This window comes from Kitasatospora sp. NPDC001119, assembly GCF_053598475.1.
This window is the reverse complement of record NZ_JBSFKI010000050.1, coordinates 37,138-57,408: the sequence shown is the minus strand read 5'-3', so window position 1 is coordinate 57,408 and position 20,271 is coordinate 37,138. Positions and strand designations below refer to the sequence as shown.

The 20,271-nt window shown below is 76.1% G+C and carries 12 protein-coding genes, 1 tRNA gene and 1 pseudogene; 9 read left to right on the top strand and 5 right to left on the bottom strand.

Annotated features, from left to right (window positions below; translation table 11 throughout):
• Positions 1-144: 144 nt before the first annotated feature.
• Positions 145-1,431, bottom strand: a pseudogene (locus tag ACWDD9_RS38705) (PP2C family protein-serine/threonine phosphatase); the annotation flags it as partial.
• 206 nt (positions 1,432-1,637) lie between these two features.
• Positions 1,638-3,086 (bottom strand): NAD(P)/FAD-dependent oxidoreductase, encoded by a 1,449-nt coding sequence (locus ACWDD9_RS38700; RefSeq protein ID WP_449814189.1) that lies wholly within the window; start codon positions 3,084-3,086, stop codon positions 1,638-1,640.
• 476 nt (positions 3,087-3,562) lie between these two features.
• Here ACWDD9_RS38700 and ACWDD9_RS38695 point away from each other — a divergent pair, with 476 nt between their 5' ends.
• Positions 3,563-4,450 carry a TetR/AcrR family transcriptional regulator gene (locus tag ACWDD9_RS38695; protein WP_241852827.1) on the top strand — a complete coding sequence of 296 codons (888 nt, stop codon included), beginning with the start codon at positions 3,563-3,565 and terminating at the stop codon, positions 4,448-4,450.
• Positions 4,451-4,789: 339 nt separating this feature from the next.
• The gene (locus ACWDD9_RS38690; protein WP_449814188.1) at positions 4,790-7,042 is read left to right on the top strand and encodes a sigma-70 family RNA polymerase sigma factor; all 2,253 of its coding nucleotides are present in this window, start codon (positions 4,790-4,792) and stop codon (positions 7,040-7,042) included.
• 122 nt (positions 7,043-7,164) lie between these two features.
• On the opposite strand, the gene ACWDD9_RS38685 is transcribed toward ACWDD9_RS38690, so the two are convergent.
• From ACWDD9_RS38685 to ACWDD9_RS38675, 3 genes are all read right to left on the bottom strand, one after another.
• Positions 7,165-7,869, bottom strand: a complete 705-nt coding sequence (locus ACWDD9_RS38685; protein ID WP_375876791.1) for a DsbA family oxidoreductase — start codon at positions 7,867-7,869, stop codon at positions 7,165-7,167.
• Between the two features lie 110 nt (positions 7,870-7,979).
• On the bottom strand, positions 7,980-8,501 hold the full coding sequence (locus tag ACWDD9_RS38680) for a universal stress protein (protein ID WP_074002090.1): 522 nt from the start codon (positions 8,499-8,501) through the stop codon (positions 7,980-7,982).
• A 144-nt stretch (positions 8,502-8,645) separates the two neighbouring features.
• Positions 8,646-10,805, bottom strand: a complete 2,160-nt coding sequence (locus ACWDD9_RS38675; protein ID WP_449814187.1) for an asparagine synthase-related protein — start codon at positions 10,803-10,805, stop codon at positions 8,646-8,648.
• Positions 10,806-11,626: 821 nt separating this feature from the next.
• On the opposite strand from ACWDD9_RS38675, the gene ACWDD9_RS38670 reads away from it, so the two are divergent.
• From ACWDD9_RS38670 to ACWDD9_RS38640, 7 genes are all read left to right on the top strand, one after another.
• Positions 11,627-13,054 carry a hypothetical protein gene (locus ACWDD9_RS38670; protein ID WP_049658584.1) on the top strand — a complete coding sequence of 476 codons (1,428 nt, stop codon included), beginning with the start codon at positions 11,627-11,629 and terminating at the stop codon, positions 13,052-13,054.
• Positions 13,055-13,532: 478 nt separating this feature from the next.
• Positions 13,533-15,110, top strand: a complete 1,578-nt coding sequence (locus tag ACWDD9_RS38665) for a TROVE domain-containing protein (RefSeq protein WP_449814186.1) — start codon at positions 13,533-13,535, stop codon at positions 15,108-15,110.
• Positions 15,111-15,232: 122 nt separating this feature from the next.
• Positions 15,233-16,063: a tRNA (guanosine(46)-N7)-methyltransferase TrmB gene (gene trmB, locus ACWDD9_RS38660; RefSeq protein WP_049658578.1), complete on the top strand. Its 831-nt coding sequence runs from the start codon at positions 15,233-15,235 to the stop codon at positions 16,061-16,063.
• A 115-nt stretch (positions 16,064-16,178) separates the two neighbouring features.
• On the top strand, positions 16,179-17,528 hold the full coding sequence (locus tag ACWDD9_RS38655) for a PrsW family intramembrane metalloprotease (protein ID WP_449814185.1): 1,350 nt from the start codon (positions 16,179-16,181) through the stop codon (positions 17,526-17,528).
• A 98-nt stretch (positions 17,529-17,626) separates the two neighbouring features.
• A tRNA-Met gene (locus ACWDD9_RS38650) sits at positions 17,627-17,700 on the top strand.
• A 193-nt stretch (positions 17,701-17,893) separates the two neighbouring features.
• On the top strand, positions 17,894-18,667 hold the full coding sequence (locus ACWDD9_RS38645; protein WP_380739942.1) for a hypothetical protein: 774 nt from the start codon (positions 17,894-17,896) through the stop codon (positions 18,665-18,667).
• 425 nt (positions 18,668-19,092) lie between these two features.
• Positions 19,093-20,265, top strand: coding sequence for a hypothetical protein (locus tag ACWDD9_RS38640; RefSeq protein WP_449814184.1), 1,173 nt, complete (start codon positions 19,093-19,095; stop codon positions 20,263-20,265).
• The last annotated feature ends 6 nt before the right edge of the window (positions 20,266-20,271 follow it).

Genomic DNA, 20,271 nt, shown 5'->3' with positions numbered 1-20,271 from the left:
GCACGAACCGGAAGTGGTGTTTCAGAGGATTGGCCACCGCGGGACCGTCCGCGCAGATGCGTGTCCGGTGCTCCCTGCCAGGCAGCTCGAAGAACACTAGACCTCTGGAGTCGCCGGGTCAAGTGGCGCAACCGAATTCTCGGTGCCCTCCTCCGCCGGCAGCTGGAAGGCCAGGACGGCGACGTCGTCGTCGTGCTCGGAGGTCACGCCCATCGCCCGCAGCAGCCGGGCGCAGATCACCTCGGGGGCGCCGATCGCACCGGTCAGGGTGCGGGCCAGGAGGTCGAGGCCCTGGTCGATGTCCTCGTCCCGGCGCTCGACCAGTCCGTCGGTATAGAGGACACCGGTCGTACCGGGGAGCAGGCGCAGGGTGTGGGAGACGTGCAGGCCGCCGCCGGTGCCGAGCGGCGGGCCGTTCTGCTCCTCGCTGCGCAGGATGGTGCCGTCCGGGCAGCGCAGCAGGACGGGGAGGTGTCCGGCGGAGGCGTAGGAGAGGGTGCGGCGCCGCGGGTCCCAGACGGCGTAGGTGCAGGTGGCGATCTGGTTGGCGTCGATCTCCATGGCGAGGCCGTCGAGCAGGCGCATCACCTCGTGCGGTGGGAGGTCGAGGCGGGCGTAGGCGCGGACCGCCGTCCGCAGCTGGCCCATGACGGCGGCGGCGCGGAGGCCGCGGCCCATGACGTCGCCGATGACGAGTGCCGTGCGCCCGCCGTCGATGGCGATGACGTCGTACCAGTCGCCGCCGACCGCGGCCTCGGCGCCGCCCGGCTGGTAGGTGGCGGCGACCCGCAGGCCGGCCGGCTGGTCGAGCTTCTGCGGGAGCAGGCTGCGCTGGAGGGTGACGGCGGCCTCGCGCTGGCGGCGTTCCGCTTCGCGCAGGCGGGCCGCGGCGAGGACCTGGTCGGTGACCTCGGCGGCGAAGATCAGCACGCCGGCGGGCGGTCCCTCGGCGGGGGCGTCGCCGCCCTCCCCCGTGCCGAGCGGGACGCAGGAGACGTTGTAGTAGCGGTTGCCGGTGAGGCCGAGGATGCAGCGGGCCTTGACGCTGCGCGGGCGGCCGCCGCGGATGACCTGGTCCATCAGGGGCAGGACGCCCATGGTGGCGAGTTCGGGGAGCGCCTCGGCGGCCGGCAGTCCGGTGGGGCGTTCGCCGAAGAGTTCGCGGTAGGCGCGGTTGGCGTAGCCGAGCTGGTGGAGCGGGCCGTAGGTGACGGCGACCGGGGCGGGGATGCGGTTGAGGACCTCGCGCAGGTTCTGCGGCTTGTGCGGGTCGGGGAGCTCCGCGGTGGCGGCGGGGCCGGCCGGGTCGCGGGGGCCGGGCACGACGACGCCCTCGGGGCAGGGCGCACCGTCCTCGGTGCCGGTCCCGGGGGGCGGGAGGGCACGCCAGGGGACTCCGGCGAGCCGGGCGCTCCAGCGCATGAGGTTCAAACGACGGCCGCTTCCTCGTTTTCCAGGCATATCATCACTTTTTGTGTGCGCAGCAGCACACGGGGTAATGACCAGGTCGGGCTGATCCTGTCAGGCGGAGGCCCGGTTCCGGAAGTCGCGCGCCCGGCGTGGCCGCCCGATCCGCCGTCCGACCCACTCCCCGGTTCGCCGTCCGGTCGGCCGCGGGGCCGGGTCGGCGGCCGCGGTCACCGGGGAGCATCGGGGCCGGCGTCGGACGGTCGTCCGGGCTCGGGGCCGAACCCCTCCTCGAAGGCCGAACGCGGGTGCTCCATCGCACCCAGCGAGACCGGCTCGCGGGAGAACACCCCGCCCAGCACCCAGTCCATCAGCACCCGCACCCGGCGCTCGGCGCTCGGCAGCCGCCGCAGGTGCCGGGCCCGGTGCAGCCACCAGGCCCGGCGGCCGGTGAGCCTGCCGCCGCGCCGGGTGTGGGCGACGGCCCGGTGCGGGCCGAGCGAGGTCGAGCAGGCGGCGGGGCCGGGCCGGTAGTCGGCCAGGCCCGGGGCGTGCGGGCCGCCGTCCAGGGCCACCACGACGTTGCGGGCGAGCAGCTCGGCCTGGGCGAAGGCGTGCTGGGCGTTGGGGGCGCAGGGGGCGCCGTCCGCGTTCGGGTCCGGTACGGCGGCGCAGTCGCCGGCCGCCCAGACGCCGGGCAGGGCGCGCCCGTCCGGTCCGACGGCCTGCAGGGTCGCCAGGCACCGCACCCGGCCGAGGGTGTCCAGCGGCAGGTCGGTCGCGCGCAGCAGCGGGGACGGTCGGACGCCCGCCGTCCAGACCAGCGTGCGGGCGCCGAAGCGGCTGCCGTCGGAGAGTGCCACGACCCGGTCGGCGGCGGACTCCAGGGTGGTGCTCAGCCGGATGTCGACGCCGCGTTCGCGCAGCTCCCCCAGGGTGTGCCGGGCGAGTTCGGGCGACTCCTCGGCGAGGATCCGCCCGGTCGCCTCGACCAGCACCCAGCGCAGGTCCTCGGCGCGGACGTTGTGGTAGCCGCGCACGGCGGTGCGGGCCATGTCCTCCAGCTCGGCGAGCGCGCCGACGCCCGCGTAGCCGGCGCCGACGAAGACGAAGGTGAGCGCGGCCTGGCGCAGCGCCGGGTCGCGGGTGGCGGAGGCGAGGTCGAGCTGCTCCAGGACGTGGTTGCGCAGGCCCACCGCCTCGCCGACGGTGGAGAAGCCGAGGCCGTGCTCGGCGAGGCCGGGCACCGGCGCCGTGCGGGAGACCGATCCGGGGGCCACCACGAGGACGTCGTAAGGGAGTTCGACCGGGGCGGGGGGTTCGCCGGGGCCCGCGGCGTCGGCCAGGGCGCGCCGGGCGGCGTGTTCGATCCGGGTGATCCGGGCGGTGAGCACCCGGCAGTCCGGCAGGACCCGGCGCAGCGGGACGACCACGTGTCTCGGGTCGATCGAGCCGGCCGCCACCTCGGCCAGCAGCGGGTGGTAGGTGAAGTACGCCTGGGGCTCGACGACGGTGATCTCCGCCTCGCCGCGCCGCAGCCGTTCCCGCAGGGCGCGCTGGAGGTGGAGTGCGGCGGCCGTTCCGGCGCAGCCGCCGCCGGCGATCAGGATCCTGATGGTGCGCCTCCTGCCGATGCGACGTTTCGTCCCGGCCACCCCGCGGCCGGGGGTGTCCCCCATCACGCCCCCTATGAAGGACCGGCGGGGGTCGTCTTGTCCACAGTCCGTACGGGGCTGGTTGCGACGCGAGTGACCGTCGTGGCCAGTTGTGCCTACTGGGCGACTTTCTGACGCACTTTCGGCCTCGGAGAGTGGTGAACTATGGTCGGATTGTGTACCGGGGCGGCCGTCGCCATGACAATCGGCGGCGACGCACCGTGGAGCGGCCACTACGGCCAGTTCCAGCGTTGGCGTGAGAACCCGACTGGGGGACGGTCATCCGGGGAAGGGTAGTTCCCGGACAGGGCCCCGGTCGGTGCCGACGCGCCGAGCCGGACGTGGACCCGGCACGGCGGCACGAACCGTGGTCACCGGATCGGGACGGGCGGCACGAGCATGGGTCATCGGGTCACTTCTGACGGGCCGAGCTGCACCGGGGGGTGCAGGGGCGGGCGACGACAGGGTCCGGTTTCGGACGCCTGCGGGGGAGAGTTGGGATGATGGATCAGGAGCAGGTATTGGGGCGGGCGGGTGCGTCGCAGGTCGGACCGGGCATGGTCCCCGAGCAACGCGGCCCGGTGGACCTGCCGCAGGGCGGGACGGCACCGGCCGGTCTGGCCCGGGCGGCCGTCCCGTACCGGGTCGAGCCCGCGCCGGCCGCCGTGCCGGTGCCGGGGGCCCGGTTGCGGGTGGACGCCCGGCGGAACCTGGAGAGCGTGCTGCGGGCGGCGCGCGAGGTGTTCGGCGAGTTCGGCTACGGCGCGCCGATGGAGGAGGTGGCGCGCCGGGCCGGGGTCGGGGTCGGCACCGTCTACCGGCGCTTCCCGAGCAAGGAGGTGCTGGTCCAGCGGATCGCCGCCGAAGAGGTGGCGTGGCTGACCGCGCAGGCGCGGGAGTCGCTGTACGGCGGTGACGGCGCCTGGGAGGCGCTGGCCGGCTACCTGGCCCGCGCGGTGAGCAGCGGCGCCGGGCGGCTGCTGCCGCCGGAGGCGTTCCGGTACGCGGAGGAGCTGGGCCGGGTGCCCGAGCAGCGGGCGGCGGAGCCGCCGGCCGCGGTCCGCTTCGACCTGCGCGGCGAGGAGGCCCGTTCCGGCGGGGCGGTCGAGCCGTCGGCGGCCGACGCCGATCCCCGGCTGCTGCTCCAGCTGCTGGCCGCGCTGGTGGCGCGGGCCGGTGCGGCGGGCGAACTGCGGCCGGGCGTCACGGTGTCGGACGTGGTGCTGGTGCTGACGGCCTCGGTGCCGGTGCACGCGGCCCGTCCGTCGGTCTCCGCGCCGACGGCCGTCGGTTTCTCGCCGATTTCTCCGCAGACGGAGGGCCAGCCGGTCGCCGGGCCCTCGGACCGGCTGCTGCAGATCCTGTTGGACGGCCTGCGGGAGCGCTGACGCCCGTCGGCCGGCCGGGCCGCCACGCCGGACGGGCACGGGAGTTGGGAGGAGAACCGGCGCGCGACCCGAGTGCGCGCGCCGGGGTGCGGGAGTCGCACACCCCGCCGTCGCACGCTGGGCGAACGCCCCCGCGACGGCCCCTCGGAGGAGTGGAAGGCGACCGGTCCGGCTACCGCCGATCCCTGCGCTATGCCATCCTTTGCCCGTGGTTGGAGCCAATGTCCCGATGCGCGCCGTTCGCGCGCCGTCGGCGCCGTACGCCGGGGAACCGTGCGCCTACGCACTCCCGCGCGCCCTGCCACACTACGGGGGCTGTCGTGGAATCTGGGGTCCGTTGTGAGCGCCGAGGAACAGAACGACTACGGGTACGGCCTCGACTTCGGGGGCCGCTCCGGTGAGACCGCCGAGGGGTCCGCCGCGGGCCCCTGCAGTCTCGGCAGCGCCGGCGGGACGGCCCAAGTGCCGGGCGCCGCAGCGGGTTCGGCCGCCGGACACGTCCCCGACCAGGCCGGGATGCCCAGCCGCGAGACGCTCTCCGCCTCCGCCGCCGCACTGCCCCCGGGCCGGGTGCCCGGGCAGGCCCCGGCGGGCCGGGGCGGCGTCGCCCCCGAGGCGTTCGTCGGCGAACCGTTCACCGGCGACGGCCGCACCGCCCGGCCGACCGTGCCCGCCCCCGCCGACCCGGTGGACGGCGAGCGCCCGGCCTCCGACTCCGAGTTGACCGCCCGGGTGCGGGCCGGCGACGACACCGCGTACGAGGAGATCTACCGCCGGCACGCCGACTCGGTGCGCCGCTACGCCCGCACCTGCTGCCGGGACAGCTTCACCGCCGAGGACCTCGCGGGCGAGGTCTTCGCCCGCACCCTGCAGGCGCTGCGGGCGGGCAAGGGCCCCGAGTTCGCCGTCCGCGCGTACCTGCTGACCGCCGTGCGCAACGTCGCCGCCGCCTGGCACCGCAGCGAGCGGCGCGAGCAACTCGTCGACGACTTCGCCGTGTTCGCGCAGACCTCGGCCGCCGTGGTCGACTTCGACCTCGCCGACCCGGGCGCCGACGCCTGGGCGATGGCGATGGCCGACCAGCGGATGGTCATGCAGGCCTACGCCGAACTGCCCGAGGACGACCGAATGGTGCTCTGGCACACCGAGGTCGAGCGGGAGTCCCCGAAGACCGTCGCGGTGATGCTCGGCAAGACCGCCAATGCCACCGCCGTCCAGGCCCACCGGGCCCGCGACCGGCTCGCCGCCGCGTTCCTCCAGGCGCACGTCTCGGGCAGCCAGGACAGCGCCTGCGAGGCGTACGCCAACCGGCTCGGCGCGTACGCGCGCGGCTCGCTGCGCAAGCGGGCCTCGGCGGAGGTCGGCCGGCACCTCACTGAGTGCGACCGCTGCACGGCCGCCTGCCTGGAACTGACCGAGATCAACACCGGGCTGCGCGCCCTGCTGCCCGGCGGGGTGCTGGTCTGGATCGGCGTCGGCGGGTTCGGCGCCGCCGCGGCCGCCGTGGGCGGTGCCGCCGCCGTCGGCGGTGCGGCAGCGGCCGGGACGGCCGCCGCGACCTCCGGGTCCGCAGGGGCCGCGGCCGGTGCGGGCTCGGCCGGTGCGGCCGGTGCGGCCTCCGGCGGGGGCGGGGCCGGCGCCGCCGCGGCCGGCGAGGGCCTGGGCACCGCCGCCAAGGCCGGGATCGCCGCCGCCATCGCGGTCGCCGCGGCCGCCGTCGCCGCGTACGCGCTCACCGGCTCACCCGAGCCGCAGCCCCCGGCGGCCGCTCCCCCGGCCCCCAGCGCCCCGGCCGCCGCCTCCCCGGCGCCGCCCGCGCCCGCGTCCGCCGCACCCGCGGCACCCGCCGCGGCCCCGGCTCCCGGCGCTGCCGCTCCGGCCCCGGAGGCGCCCGCGTCGAGCGCCGACACCAAGCCGGCCGCCGCGTCCACGCCCGCCCCGCCTCCCGCCACCACCCGGGCGCCGGAGTCCGGCACGCCCACGTCCGGCAGCCCGAAGACGCCGACGCCGACCTTCACTCCCCCGGTGGTGCCCGTACCGAGCCTGCCGCCGCTGCCCACCCCCGACGTGCCGGTCGTCCCGACGCCCACCCTGCCGCCGGTGCCGACCCCGACCGTCCCCACGCCGACGCCGCCCGTGCTCAGCGACTTCTGGGGCAACTCGCTGCCCGTGCTCAAGCCCGGCAACAACCGGGTACCGCCGCCCGAGCCGAGCATCCGGCAGAAGGACAGCGACAAGTTCTGGCAGCGGGACGGCGGCTGGATCGGCGGCGACTACCACCCGCACGTGATCACCGTGCACGCCCCGGCGGCCACCGTGATCGACCTCAACCGCACATGCACGTCCTTCGACGCGCTGGCCGGGGTGGACGACGCCACGATCTCGCCGGGCGGGGTCGTCTTCACCGTCCAGGGCACCGACGGCACCGTCCTGTGGCGCTCCCGCGCGCTGGCCGTCGGCGACGACGCGGTGCCGGTGCACGTGCCGCTGGCCGGGCAGAAGGCGATCAAGCTGTCGGTCACGCCGGTGAGCGGGATCTGGTCGGCGCTGAACGTCGCGGACTGGGCCGAGGCCCGCTTCCGCTGCTCGTGACCCGGGCGCGCTCCGGGCGGGCATGACGGAGGCCCGCTCCAGGGGTGCTGGAGCGGGCCTCGGGTCCGCGGTGCCGTGCCCGGGTGGGCCGCCGGGGTGGGCGGCCTGGGCCCGGTCGGCCGTCAGATGGCGCAGGAGCCGTCCGCGCAGGCCTCCCCGGCCGGGGCGACCTGCACCGGGGCGGGGCGGCGCTCGCCGATCTCGGCGGCGACCTGCTCCAGCACCTTGCCGAAGGTCGCGGCGTCCTGGCCGCCCTGGACGGCCCACTTGCCCTCGAAGACGAAGGTCGGCACGGCGTTGATGCCCAGCTCCCGGCCCTCGGCCAGCTGGGCGTTGACCTCGGCGGTGCCCTCGTCGCCCGCCAGGTAGGCGGTCACCCGGTCCCGGTCCAGGCCGGACGCCACGGCGACGTCGGTCAGCGCGGCACGGTCGCCGACGTCGACGCCGTCGGTGAAGTGCGCCTTCAGCAGCGCCTCCTTCAGCCGCCCCTGGACGGCCGGGCCGTACTCGGACTCCGCGAGGTGCAGCAGGCGGTGGCCCAGGAAGGTGTTGGCGTGCAGCGCGGCGTCGAAGTCGTACGCGATGCCCTCGGCAAGGCCCAGCTCGGCCACCCGCGCGTCCATCGCCACCGACTGCGGGCCGTAGCGCTCGGCCAGCCAGGCGCGGTGCGGGCTCGCCGTGGCGGGGGCGTCCGGGACCAGCTGGTACGGACGGTAGACGACCTCGACCTGCTCCTTGCCCGGGAAGTCCGCCAGGGCCTGCTCGAAACGGCGCTTGCCGATGTAGCACCAGGGGCAGGCGATGTCGCTCCAGATCTCGACCTTCATGCGGGGGGCTCCAGGGGGCGTCTTGTGGGATGGGGACAAGATGGGTGAACGATGAACCATCTCGGTACATTCCCGGCACCCTGCGGGCGTCTTTCCCGCTCCGCTCCAGGTCAGGCCGCGGGCGGCGCCGGAACCACCAGCACCGGGCAGGCCGCGTGGTGCACGACCGCCGAACTCACCGAACCCATCAGCAACCGGGCGAAGCCGCCGTTGCCCCGGGTGCCGATCACCAGCGTGTGCTGCCGGGTCGCCGCCTCCAGCAGCACCTCGATCACATTGCCCAGCACCACGTGCAGCGACAGCTCTCCCGCGTACGGCACGGGCCGCCGGCGCTGCACGGCGGCCACCGAGCGGCGCAGCCCGTCCGCCATGCTCTCGACCAGCGTCTCCACGCTCTCCTGCACCAGCTCCGCCATCCCCGGGGGGTAACCGGCCGGCGCCGGGTTGACCACGGCGAGCACGTACAGCGGCAGCCCGAACAGCTCGGCCTCCGTCATCGCCCGGTCCAGCGCCCACAGCGACCCGTCCGACCCGTCGCACGCCGCCAGCACCCCGGGCGGCCGCCCCGCCGGCGGACGCCCGAGCACCGACAGCACGACCGGCACCTCCCGCCCCGCGCTCCCACCGGCCACCGCACGTCCTCCTCACCCCGGATCCACACCCCCGCCATCATCACCGCCCCGCCGATCCGGACCCGGCAACCGCGCCGCAGGGCGGGGAGGGGCGGGGGCGCGGGCTGGGAGCAGCGGTCGGCGCGCCGAGGTGTCGGCGGGGGTTCAGGAGGTGAGGGCGGGTTGGCGGGGGGTGGGGAGGCCGGTCCAGCAGGCGCCGTGGCGGCGGGCGCGGATGCGGCGGAGCCAGAGTTCGGTGGAGACGAGGTCGGCGAGGCCGGCGAGGGCGGCGGGGGAGAGGGGGGTGGCGGGGTCGGTGGACTGGGCGAGGCCGGCCCGGACGGCGGGGAGGTCGATGAGGCCGGCTTCGGCGAGCAGCGGGGCGTCGAAGAGTTCGGCGAGGCCGTCGGCGGCGAGGCGCAGGCCGGTGCGGGCGGGGGCGGCGCGGTCGGGGCGGGGGACGCGGCCCCAGTCGGGGGGCAGGTCGGTGCGGCCGGCGCCGGTGAGGACGGCGTGCAGGAGGGCGTGCCGGGCGCCGGGCTGGAGGCGGACGTCGTCGGGCAGCAGCCGGGCGGCGCGCACCACCTGGTTGTCGAGGAAGGGCGCGTGCAGCCGTTGGCCGGGCTGTTCGGCGGCGTGCACGAGCGTGCGGAACCCGCGCGCCTGCCGGTAGAGGGCGTGCCGGGCCCGGTGTGCGCCGGGGTGTTCCCCGGGCGCCGGTCTGCGCGCCGCCAGGCGGAGCCGCAGCGCGACCGCGGAGAGCGCCTCGTCGGACAGCCAGCGGGCGGCCGGACCGGGCACGCACCAGGCGAGGTCGGCGGCCGAGCGGGCCCCGGCCGTACCGGCGCCGTCCGGGACGTGGCGGGCGGTCAGTCTGGCGGCCGCCTCGTCCAGCGCCTCGGCGTAGCGGACCCGGGAGAGCCGGTGGGCGGCCCGGACCACGGTGAGCGGGGTGCGCAGCGTGCCGGTGAGGACGCCCGCGGCCGCCCGGTCGGCGCCGGCCAGCGCGGCCACCGGGGACAGCAGTTCGCGCGGCCGGCCGGCCCGGAGGAGGTCGGCGAGCCGGGCCGGGTGCCCGTCCAGCACCTGCCGGGCGCCGTAGCCGGTGAGGTGGTCGGTGCCGCCGGCGTCGAAGCGGGCCTCGGCCCGGGCGGCGGCGACGAGTTCGGGCCCGGGCTCGTCGGTGAGCCGGCCGGACTGCGGGTCGGCGCCCGGCCCGGCGTACGGGAGGGTGTCCGGGCCGGGGTCGAGCACGGTGTGCCGCAGCCGCGGGGTGTCGGGGGCGAGCGCGAGGCCGGCCGGGGGCCCGGTCTCGCCGAGCGTGACGGCGGCCAACTGCTCGGGGGCGGCGGGTTCCTGGGCGGCGGCGCGGGCCCAGGAGCCCTTGACCGCACCGCTCCTGGCCCCGGCGGCGGCCGCCCGGACCACCGCGGTGGACGCGGTCGCCGACGGCAGCGGGACGGCGGCGGCGAGCAGGGCGACGGTCGCGGAGGCCGTCCCGTACGACAGGTCGACGCCCAGCCGGGCCCGCCCGACCGGGTCGGCCGGGTCGGCCGGGTCGGGGACGGGGGCCGGCGAGGTGGTGCGGACCCGGGAGCGGACGGACTCCAGCAGGGCGCGGGTGAGTTCGCGGACGGCGGGCGCCTCGTCGCGCGGCTGCTCGGCGCCGGCCGGGTCGTCGTAGCCGGACAGGTACGGGCGGCCGCCGCGGATGCCGAGCACGTGCCCGGGCGGCACCCCCTGGACGCCTTCGTACGGGGTGCCGGTGCCGAGCGCCTCGGGGGACTCGGGGCAGGCGAGCCGGGCGGCGAGGTGGCCGGTGTCCAGCGGGGCGCCGACCAGGTCGGCGAGCGGCAGGGCGGCGGTGGCGTACGCGGTGCCGCCGGCCCACGGGGTGTGGAAGACGGGCTGGGCGCCGGCGAGGTCGGTGAGCAGCAGGGTGGACCGGGTGCCGGAGCGCAGCACGACGGTGTAGCTGCCGGGCCAGGCGGTCAGGTGGCGGACGGCGCCGCCGCGGGCGGCGGCGAGGCCGGCCGCGAGTTCGGCGTCGGTGGCGCCGCAGTGGCCGAGGACGGCGAGCCGGGAGGTGGCGGGGGTGTCCTCGACCTGGTCGGGGGCGGTGGGGCCGGTGCTGACCACGGCGGGGGCGCCGGGGCGGAGGGTGACCAGGCGGATCTCCCCGGGGCGCCAGTCGCCCACGGCCCAGAGCGGGTCCGGCCCGGCCCAGAGCGGGCGCGCGGCGATCGGCTCGACCCTGGCCAGCGCCTCGTACGCCGGGGTGCCCGCGCTCGACGCGCCCGTGCACCAGCCCGTCAGCCACCGCATCGCGCCTCCACCGGACGAGGACCTGCATCCGTGCGGTGCGTTCGTTCGCCGCCCGCCGGGCGGCCGGGTGGTGTGCCGTGGCGGCCCGTGCGCGTCCCGGCGTGCCCCCGCAGCTCGACGCGCCGTCAGTGGACATCGTGCCACCGCGGGCGGCCGCCGTGGTCGGTGTTTCGGGTTCCGCTTCCGTTCGGACCGCCCGTTCGACGGCAGCGGCGGCGGGGCGGGCCGGCCCGGGTACGCCTGGGGATGCATTCAAGGGCCCGGGGCCCGGGCGGCGCCCGATCACCCCGGGTGGGCAAGTTCCGTGCTTCGGAGGGGAGTTCGATCGTCCGGGCGCTCCCGGGGGGCGGACGGGCCGGGCCTCCCCCTCCCCGGCCCGGACCGCCGACGAACGCCTTTGGCATGGGCATCGCGAGATGGCCGAAAGGCGTCGCCCGACCCGGGAGGGCATCCGCACGCCCTCCCGGACTCCACCGCCGCCCGCGGGGATTGAGGCGGCGGCGTCCCCCGGCCCGCCGGGTCCTCGACGGCAGGCCGACCCACGACCACCAGCGAATCGCCGACCTGCCGGTCGGGCCAGGGGGCACGGCCGGGCGCACGTGTACACGGGACCGGAGCACGACGCTCCGGAGCGCCGCGCGGTCGGCCGGATCCGAGTGGTCCGGACCAACTCCGGTGCGGCACCGCCGAGTGCGCGATCCCGCCATCCGGAATGCGACCTCTTAACCGTCGGAACGCGTCCGACTACGCTAGGTACAGCAGCTACGGCCCGGTGCCGCCCGGGCCCCGCGCACAAGGCCGCAGGAGGTGCCGCCGCCACCATGACCGTCAGCCCACGTGGACCGAACGAACGGCTCGGCACGCTCCTGACCCTCGCCCAGATCAGCAACGCCGGACTGGCCCGCCGGGTCAACGACCTCGGCGCCCAGCGCGGGTTGACCCTGCGGTACGACAAGACCTCGGTGGCCCGCTGGGTCAGCAAGGGCATGGTGCCGCAGGGGCCCGTCCCGCACCTGATCGCCACCGCCATCGGCGGCAAGCTCGGCCGGCCCGTCCCGCTGGAGGAGATCGGCCTGGGCGACACCGACCCGGCGCCCGAACTCGGCCTGGCCTTCCCGCGCGAGGTCGCCGACGCGGTCCGCTCCGCGACCGACCTGTGGCGGGTCGACCTCGACCTGCGCCGGGGCCCCGGCGGCGGCCGCTGGAGCGACAGCCTGGCCGGCACCTTCTCGGTGGCCGCCTACGCGACCCCGGTCTCCCGCTGGCTGATCACCCCGGCGGACGGCTCGGTGGCCCGCGAGGTGCCGCGCTCCCCCACCGACACCTCCTCCTACCGGGTCGGCCACTCGGACGCCGCCAAGCTCCGCGAGGCCGCCCAGGAGGCCCGCCGCTGGGACTCCAAGTACGGTGGCGGGGACTGGCGTTCGTCGATGGTGCCGGAGTGCCTGCGGGTGGAGGCGGCACCGCTGCTGCTCGCCTCGTACAGCGACGCGGTCGGCCGGGCGCTGTTCGGCGCGACGGCCGAACTGACCAGACTGGCCGGCTGGATGGCCTTCGACACCGGGCAGCACGAGGCCGCCCAGCGCTACTACATCCAGGCGCTGCGGCTGGCCCGGGCCGCCGCCGACGTGCCGCTCGGCGGCTACGTGCTGGCCTCGATGAGCCTCCAGGCCGGCTACCGGGGCTTCGCCGAGGAGGCGGTCGACCTCGCCCAGGCCGCGCTGGAGCGCAACCGGGGCCTGGCCACCGCCCGCACCATGAGCTTCTTCCACCTGGTGGAGGCCCGGGCCCAGGCCAAGGCCCGCAACGCGGCGGCGTGCGCGACGGCGCTCGGCGCCGCGGAGAGCGCGCTCGAACGGGCGCGCGCCGGGGATCCCGATCCGGCGTGGATCGACTTCTACGCCTACGACCGGCTCGCCGCCGACGCCGCCGAGTGCTTCCGCGACCTCGGAGTGCCCTCCAAGGTCCGGCAGTTCACCCGCGAGGCGCTGGCCACGCCCACCGAGGGCTTCGTCCGCTCGCACGGCCTGCGGCTGGTGGTCTCGGCGATGGCCGAGGCGGAGGCGGGCAACCTGGACGCCGCGGTCGCCGCCGGCGAACGCGCCGTCGAGGTGGCCGGCCGGATCTCCTCGCAGCGCAGCCGGGAGTACGTGGTGGAGATGCTCCGGCGGCTGGAGCCCTTCCAGGGTGAACGCCGGGTACGGGAGTTGACCGAGCGGGCGCGCGCGGTGATCGTCGCCCCGGCGTGAGCGCCGGAGCGACGACTCAGGCTGGTCATCGGAACGGCGACCGGAGCGGTGAGAGGGCCCGGCGGTAATTGAGGTGCGCCGGCGGGAGGGGCCTGGCTAGGGTTTCTCCCGTCCAGGTGCGCAGGCAGAGGTTACTTCCACTCTTAATGGGCGTGTCGCGGGTTCGAGTCCCGTCACCGGCTTCGGGCCGGTGTAGCTCAGTCGGTAGAGCAGCTATGTCACCTCAGCCGTCCTCGATCTCTGGACACCCACACGTGAACAGTTCGTCCGCACCTCCCGGTGCGACGGCAGCGGTTACTTCTTGGTGAGGCGTCCCCTGGGCGCTGCGGTTCGAGCCCGCGAAACACCGCCGCCACCTTTGATCTCGGGAGGCGGCTCCTCGTGGTGCCCGGGTCCCGTCAGCCGTGACGGGACCCGGGCACCGCTGCCGCAGCACGCCTCCCTCCCACCGACACCAGCACGCCGAGGGGGCTGCCGCATGTCCAGGTTCAACGTCCGCGGGGCCAAGTCCGGTCCGAGTTCGCCGGTGACCACCACCGGCGCGCGCACCGTCAACCACAACGGCGGCCCCGGCTTCGTCCGGGACCGCAAGTCCGAGCTCTTCCTGCTCGCGGTGGCCAACATGGTCGGCCAGGACACCTTCCACGAGCGCGGCGGCGAGCGCGACGACCGCTACACCGCGCTGGTGCGCGAACTCGCCGTCGCCGAGCCGGAGTGGACCCTCGGACTGCTGCGCTGGCTGCGCCACGGCGCCCAGCTGCGCACCGCCGCCCTGGTCGGCGCCGCCGAGTTCACCCGCGCCCGGCTGGACGCGGGCGCCCACGGCCACTCCCGGCAGGCCGTCGCGGCGGTGCTGCGGCGCGCCGACGAGCCCGGCGAGCTGCTCGCCTACTGGACCTCGCGCTACGGCCGGGCGCTGCCCAAGCCGCTCAAGCGCGGTGTCGCGGACGCCGTCCGGCACCTCTACGACGCCCGCTCGCTGCTCAAGTACGACACCGCCGGCAAGGGCTACCGCTTCGGCGACGTGATCGAGCTGACCCACCCCTCGCCGGACCCGCGGAAGCACTGGCAGGGCGCGCTGTTCGCCCACGCGCTGGACCGCCGGCACCGGCCGGAGGAAGCCGTCCCGCCGGCCGCCGACCGGGTGCTGACCGCCAACCGCGAACTGCTCGCGCTGCCCGTCGAGGAGCGCCGGGCGGCGGTGACCGCCGAGGGCGGCGCGGAACGGCTGGCCGCCGCCGGGCTGACCTGGGAGGCCCTGGCGGGCTGGCTGCAGGGCCCGCTGGACGCGGCGGTCTGGGAGGCGGTCATCCCGTCGATGGGTCCGATGGCGCTGGTGCGGAACCTGCGCAACTTCGACCGGGCCGGGGTCCCGGACGCCGTCGCGGCCGAGGTCGCCCGGCGGATCTCCGACCAGGACGAGGTGCGGCGCTCGCGCCAGTTCCCGTTCCGCTACCTGGCCGCGTACCGCAACGTCCCCTCGCTGCGCTGGGGGCACGCGCTGGAGACCGCGCTCGGCCACTCGCTGGCCAACGTGCCGGAACTGCCCGGCCGGACGCTGATCCTGGTGGACCGCTCCGGTTCGATGTTCGACCGTTCCGGCGGGCCGACCGAGCTCAACCGGGCGGACTCCGCGGCGATCTTCGGCACCACGCTGAAGCTCCGGGCGGCCGAGGCGGACCTGGTCGAGTTCGGCACCACCAGCCGGGTCGTCGAGGTCGGCCGGGGCGAGGCGGTGCTGCGGGTGCTGGAACGGTTCTCCAGCCTCGGCGGCACCAACACCGCCGACGCGGTCCGGGCCCACTACCGGGGCCACGACCGGGTGGTGATCGTCACCGACGAGCAGACCGGCCCGGGCCACCGGGGCGGTGACCCGCTCGCCGCCGTCCCGGCCCACGTGCCCGTCTACACCTGGAACCTGGCCGGCTACGCCCCGGGCCACGGTCCCGGCGGCGGCGCCCACCGGCACACCTTCGGCGGCCTGAGCGACGCGGCCTTCCGGCTGGTCCCCCTCCTGGAGGCCGGGGCGAACGCCCGCTGGCCCTGGGAGGAGTAGCGGGCGGCGGAGGCTTCGGGGGCGGGTCGGCGCACCGGACGGAGGGCGGGCGGACGGGCCCGGATGAGCCCGGTCACAGGCCCGGCCGGGGCGCCCCGGCAGCCCCGTAGACTCGGTTGATTGTGACTGCCACCGCCCCGATCCCCCAGCCCTCGCCGTCCGCCCGGCTGTCCGCCGCGCCGGCCGCCTACCCCGCGCCGATGTACCCGCACAAGGCCACCGAGGCCCAGCACCGCGAGCGTCGCATCCGCAGCTTCCAGCCGCGCCGGGGCCGGATGACCAACGCCCAGGCGAGCGCCCTGGACCGGAGCTGGGAGACGTACGGCATCCCCATCGACGGCACCCCGCTGGACCTGCCGGAGCTGTTCGGCGGCCTGCCGGTGACCCTGGAGATCGGCTTCGGCATGGGCGAGACCACCGCCGCGATGGCCGCCGCCGACCCGGCCACCGGCATCCTCGCCGCCGACGTGCACACCCCCGGCCACGGCAACCTGCTCGGCATGCTGGAGCGCGACGGCTCCCGCAACGTCCGGACGGCCGCCGGGGACGCGGTGATCCTGCTGCGCGACATGCTCCAGGACGCCTCGCTGGCCGGTCTGCGGGTCTACTTCGCCGACCCGTGGCCCAAGCCGAAGCACCACAAGCGCCGGCTGGTCCAGCCCTCCTTCCTCGACCTGGTGCTGCCCCGGCTCGCCCCCGGCGCCCTGGTGCACTGCGCCACCGACTGGGAGCCGTACGCGGAGCAGATGCTGGCCGTGCTGTCCGCCTCGCCGGAGCTGGAGAACCTGCACCCCGAGGGCGACGGGACCGGCTGGCTGGAGCCCGCGGACCACCCGGACGGCAGCGTCCCCGGCTACGCCCCGCGGCCGGACTGGCGGCCGGTCACCAAGTTCGAACGGGCCGGGATCGCCAAGGGCCACGTCGTCCACGACCTGCTGTTCCGCCGCCGCTGACCCAGCGGCCCGGTTCGAACGGGCCACCGCGCGGCGGCCGTACGGGCGGGACCGGGACGGACGGTTCGTCCCGAGTCCTCCCGGCGGGCCGCCGCCGTGGCCTACCCTGTGCCGCATGGGCAGCCCGTCCGGCGGCGGGTTCCGGGCGAACGGTCGGACGACGGTCGCCGCCGCCGGCGCACCGGAGACGGTCCCGCGCACCGGCGACACCCGGACCATCCCGGGGCCCCGGAGGCACCGGGCCCACCGCCCGCTGCCCGCTCCTGGCACCGCCGCCGTCCCGGTACCCGCCCGGCCCCCGGCCGTCACCCCCGTCGCGCCCCGGACGCCCGCCGCCCCCGCCACCCCCGGGGCCCCGCCGGGCCGCAGCCGCTCGGTGGCGCTCTCCTCGGTCACCGCGACCGCCGTACTGACCCTGATCGGCTGCGGGGTGCTGATCCTGCACCTCGTCCAGCGGCAGACCGGCACCGTCGGGCTGCTGGTCGGCCTGGGCCTGGCGATGGTGCCGCTGCCGTTCGTGCTCGGCGGCCTGGCCTGGCTCAACCTCACCGCCCGGGTGCCGCTGCGGCACACCGTGTTCTGCCTCGGCTGGGGCGCCTGCGCGGCCACCACCGTCGCCATCCTGGCCAACAACTGGACGGCGAACTACCTGGCCCGGTACCGGGGCCCGTTCGGGGAGCTGCTCGGCGCCGGGATCGCCACCCCGGTGATCGAGGAGACCGCCAAGGCCACCGCCCTGCTGGTGCTCCTGCTCCCGCTCGGCCAGCGGCTGCGCTGCCACGGCCGCCGCACCGGGCGCCCCTGCGCGCCGCTGCTGCGCCGGGCGCCCGCGCCCCGGAGCCCCCGCCCGTACCCGCGCCACCCGGTCGGGCCGCACGCCCGCGGCCGGCCGCGGCTGCGCCCGTACCTGCGGCCGCTGCCCTACCTGCGCCCGGCCCCGCCCTCCGGTGCGCCGCACCGCCGCTCCCGGCCGCGCACCCTGGCCGCCGGGGTGGTGCTCGGCGGGATGACCGCCTGCGGCTTCGCGTTCACCGAGAACGCCCTCTACCTGGGCCGGGCCTTCACCAGCGACCAGCGCCAGCGGCTGGACAGCATCGGCCTCGGCGACCCGCCCAGCCTGCGCGACTTCGACAGCACCGTGCAGACCTTCGTGCTGCGCGCCCTGCTCTCCCCCTTCGCCCACCCGCTGTTCACCGCGCTCACCGGGATCGGCCTGGCCCTCGCCCTCACCACCGCGCGGCGCTGGCTGGCCCGGCTGGCGGTCCCGGCCGGGCTGCTGCTGGCGATGGCGCTGCACGGCACCTGGAACGCCGCCGCCGACCTCGGCACGGACGGCTTCCTGGTGGTGTACGGGGCGCTGATGGTGCCCTGCTTCGCCGCGCTGGTCTGCTTCGCGGCCTGGGCGAGGTGCCGCACGGGCCGGCACGCGGCGCCCGCCCGGCGGCGGGCCGCCCGGGTGCCCTGAACAGGTGCCTGCGGAGGACCTTGAGCGGTGCCTTCAAGAGGTGCTCGGGGAACCGATTTCCCATCTCGGCGACTTCCACGTATTGTTGTGTTTACCGACGCGGGGTGGAGCAGCTCGGTAGCTCGCTGGGCTCATAACCCAGAGGTCGCAGGTTCAAATCCTGTCCCCGCTACTCAGTAGCGGAAAGGCCCGGAGGATTCTTCCTCCGGGCCTTTCGCATGTCCGGGTACGGGCGCGGCACGGTCCTGCCACGAAGCTGTAACAGCGGCCCGTCCGACGATCACCTGTCAGGGACCTGAACCATACTGAGGAAAAATTCATCCAATTGGGGGGCCGCACGGGCCACCCCGGACAGGAATCACCACATGCTGTCGAAGCGCCTGGTCAGCACCGCCGCGATATGCCTCGTCCTGGCCGCCGGCACCGCCGCGTGCGGCAGTGCCACGAGCGACGGGAAGGCGGGCTCCGCGCAGAAGCTCGACACCGGCAAGCTCAGCGCCCAGGACATCGAGAAGCAGGCAAAGGAGGCCCTGGCCTCCGCGACCTCCCTCAAGATGGCGGGCACCGTCGACACCGGCGACGGTGCGATGGAGCTGAACCTGACGATGGACAACAAGAGCCAGTGCACCGGCACCATGGCGATGCCGGGCATGGGCAAGTTCGAGATCATCAGCGACGGCAAGACCTCGTACGTCAAGCCGGACACCGCCTTCTGGACCGCCGTGGGCGGCCCGAACGGCGCCAAGGCCGCCGAGCTGTTCAAGGGCCGCTACCTGACCGGCTTCGAGAGCGACCCGTCGATGGGCTCCCTCACCAAGGTCTGCAACCTGGCCGACTTCAGCAAGAAGATCACCGACAGCAAGAGCAGCGGCGACAAGGTCGAGAAGGGCTCCGCCGGCGACGTCAACGGCGTGAAGACCTTCAGTCTGAAGAGCACCGACTCCAAGGGCGAGGTCACGACCCTCCAGATCGCGACCGAGGGCAAGCCCTACCCGGTGCGGATCGAGCACGCCGGCGCCAAGGACGGCAACGGCAAGATCGACTTCAGCGAGTTCGACAAGCCGCTGACCGTCCAGGTCCCGTCGGCCGACAGCACGATCGACTTCACCAAGTTCAAGGACCAGCTCAAGACCGCCTGAGCGGCGGACGCGGGGACCGCGAAATAATCCGTTGCCTCCGGCCGGAGCGCTGCCTAGGCTGGCAGCACACTGAAGGGAGGTGATCCTGAGTTGAGTACCGTCAGGATGCGTGAGGTGGCTGCTCGCTAGAGCCGCCCCTGCCTGCGCAGGGTGAGGCCCCAGGCCTCCGGCAGGCGAAATCCACAGCAGTCACCCGGCCCGCGGGCTCACCGGTACATCCCCGGTGCCTCGGCGCCTGGCCAGTGCACGGGCCGGCGTAGAGGAGCAGCCCGCGGGTCGTCTGCGTTCCCGGGGAGCTTCCGGCACTGCGCCGGAGGCTCCCCGTGGCGTGTCCGGGGAGGGCCGTCGCGTGTCCGGGGCGGGGCCGCGGCGCTAGAGTCTGCGCGGGTTCCGGAGCGGAGCGGCGCGGGCACAGGGGGTAGGCGATGGCGAAGGCGCGGCGGCGGGACGGCGGGGCGGCCCTGCGGACGGCGCGGTGGTGCGCCACCGGGCTGCTGGCCGGGACGGGGCTGCTCGGACTGCTGCTGTTCGCGCTCGGCCGGGAGCACGCCTGGCAGGCGCTCGGCGGCGGACTGGTCGTGGTCGGCGCCTCGGTGGTGCTGGGCGGCGGGCTGGGCTTCCTGTTCGGGGTGCCCCGGGTCCGCGGTGGCGGCACCGGTGAGCCGCAGGGCTCGTACGCGCCGAACACCAATCTGGAGCAGGTCTCGGACTGGCTGACCAAGGTGCTGCTGGGCGTCGGGCTGACCCAGCTCGGCTCGCTCGGCGAGCGGCTGCACGACCTCGGTACGGCGCTGGCGCCCGCCCTCGGCGGCGGCCCGGAGGCGGTGCCGTTCGCGGCGGCGCTCGTGCTGTACTTCCTGGTCTTCGGCTTCCTGGCCGGCTGGCTGGTGACCAGACTGGCACTGCCGCAGGTGCTGACCGAGACCGACCAGGCGCTGGACCTCTTCCTCGCCGGACAGGACCGCGACCGGTACGGCGACAAGGTGGGCGCGGACGACCTGCGGGTCCGCGCGATGCAGCAGCTCGGGCTGCTGGGCGGCAGCGCGGAGCGCCAGGCCGCCCTGGCCGGGCAGCTGCCGCCCGCCTCCGGTGCGCCGGCCGGGCCGGAGGGCGTAGTGGCGGAGGTCCGCTCGACCGCGCGGCGCTCGGCGCTGACCGCCGACCAGGTGCGGGACCTCTTCGCGGACGGCTCCGAGGGCCGGCGGATCCAGGCGCTCGCGCTGATGCAGGGCGACCCGGCGCTGGCGGACCTGCCGAGCGTGCTGGACGCGATCGAGCACCCGCGCTCGGACTTCGAGCAGTACCACGCCCTGCTGGCCGCCCGGGGGCTGCTCTCCTGGCTGCCCGCCGCCGGGGCGCAGCGGCTGCGGGACGCGGTGGCGACGCAGCTGGTGGACCCGCGGGGCATCCCGTACGGGTCGGACCGCAGCTGGCTGGCGGAGAAGATCCTGTCCCGGCTCCAGGGGACGGCCCTCGTGCCGGAGCAGCCGGCCCGGCCCGCCCCGCAGGCCGGACCGCACGCCGTGCCGCAGCCCGTCGCGGCGGTACCGGCCCAGCCGGGCGGGCCGGGCGGGCCGTCGGCCGCGGGGACCTCCTGACCGGGG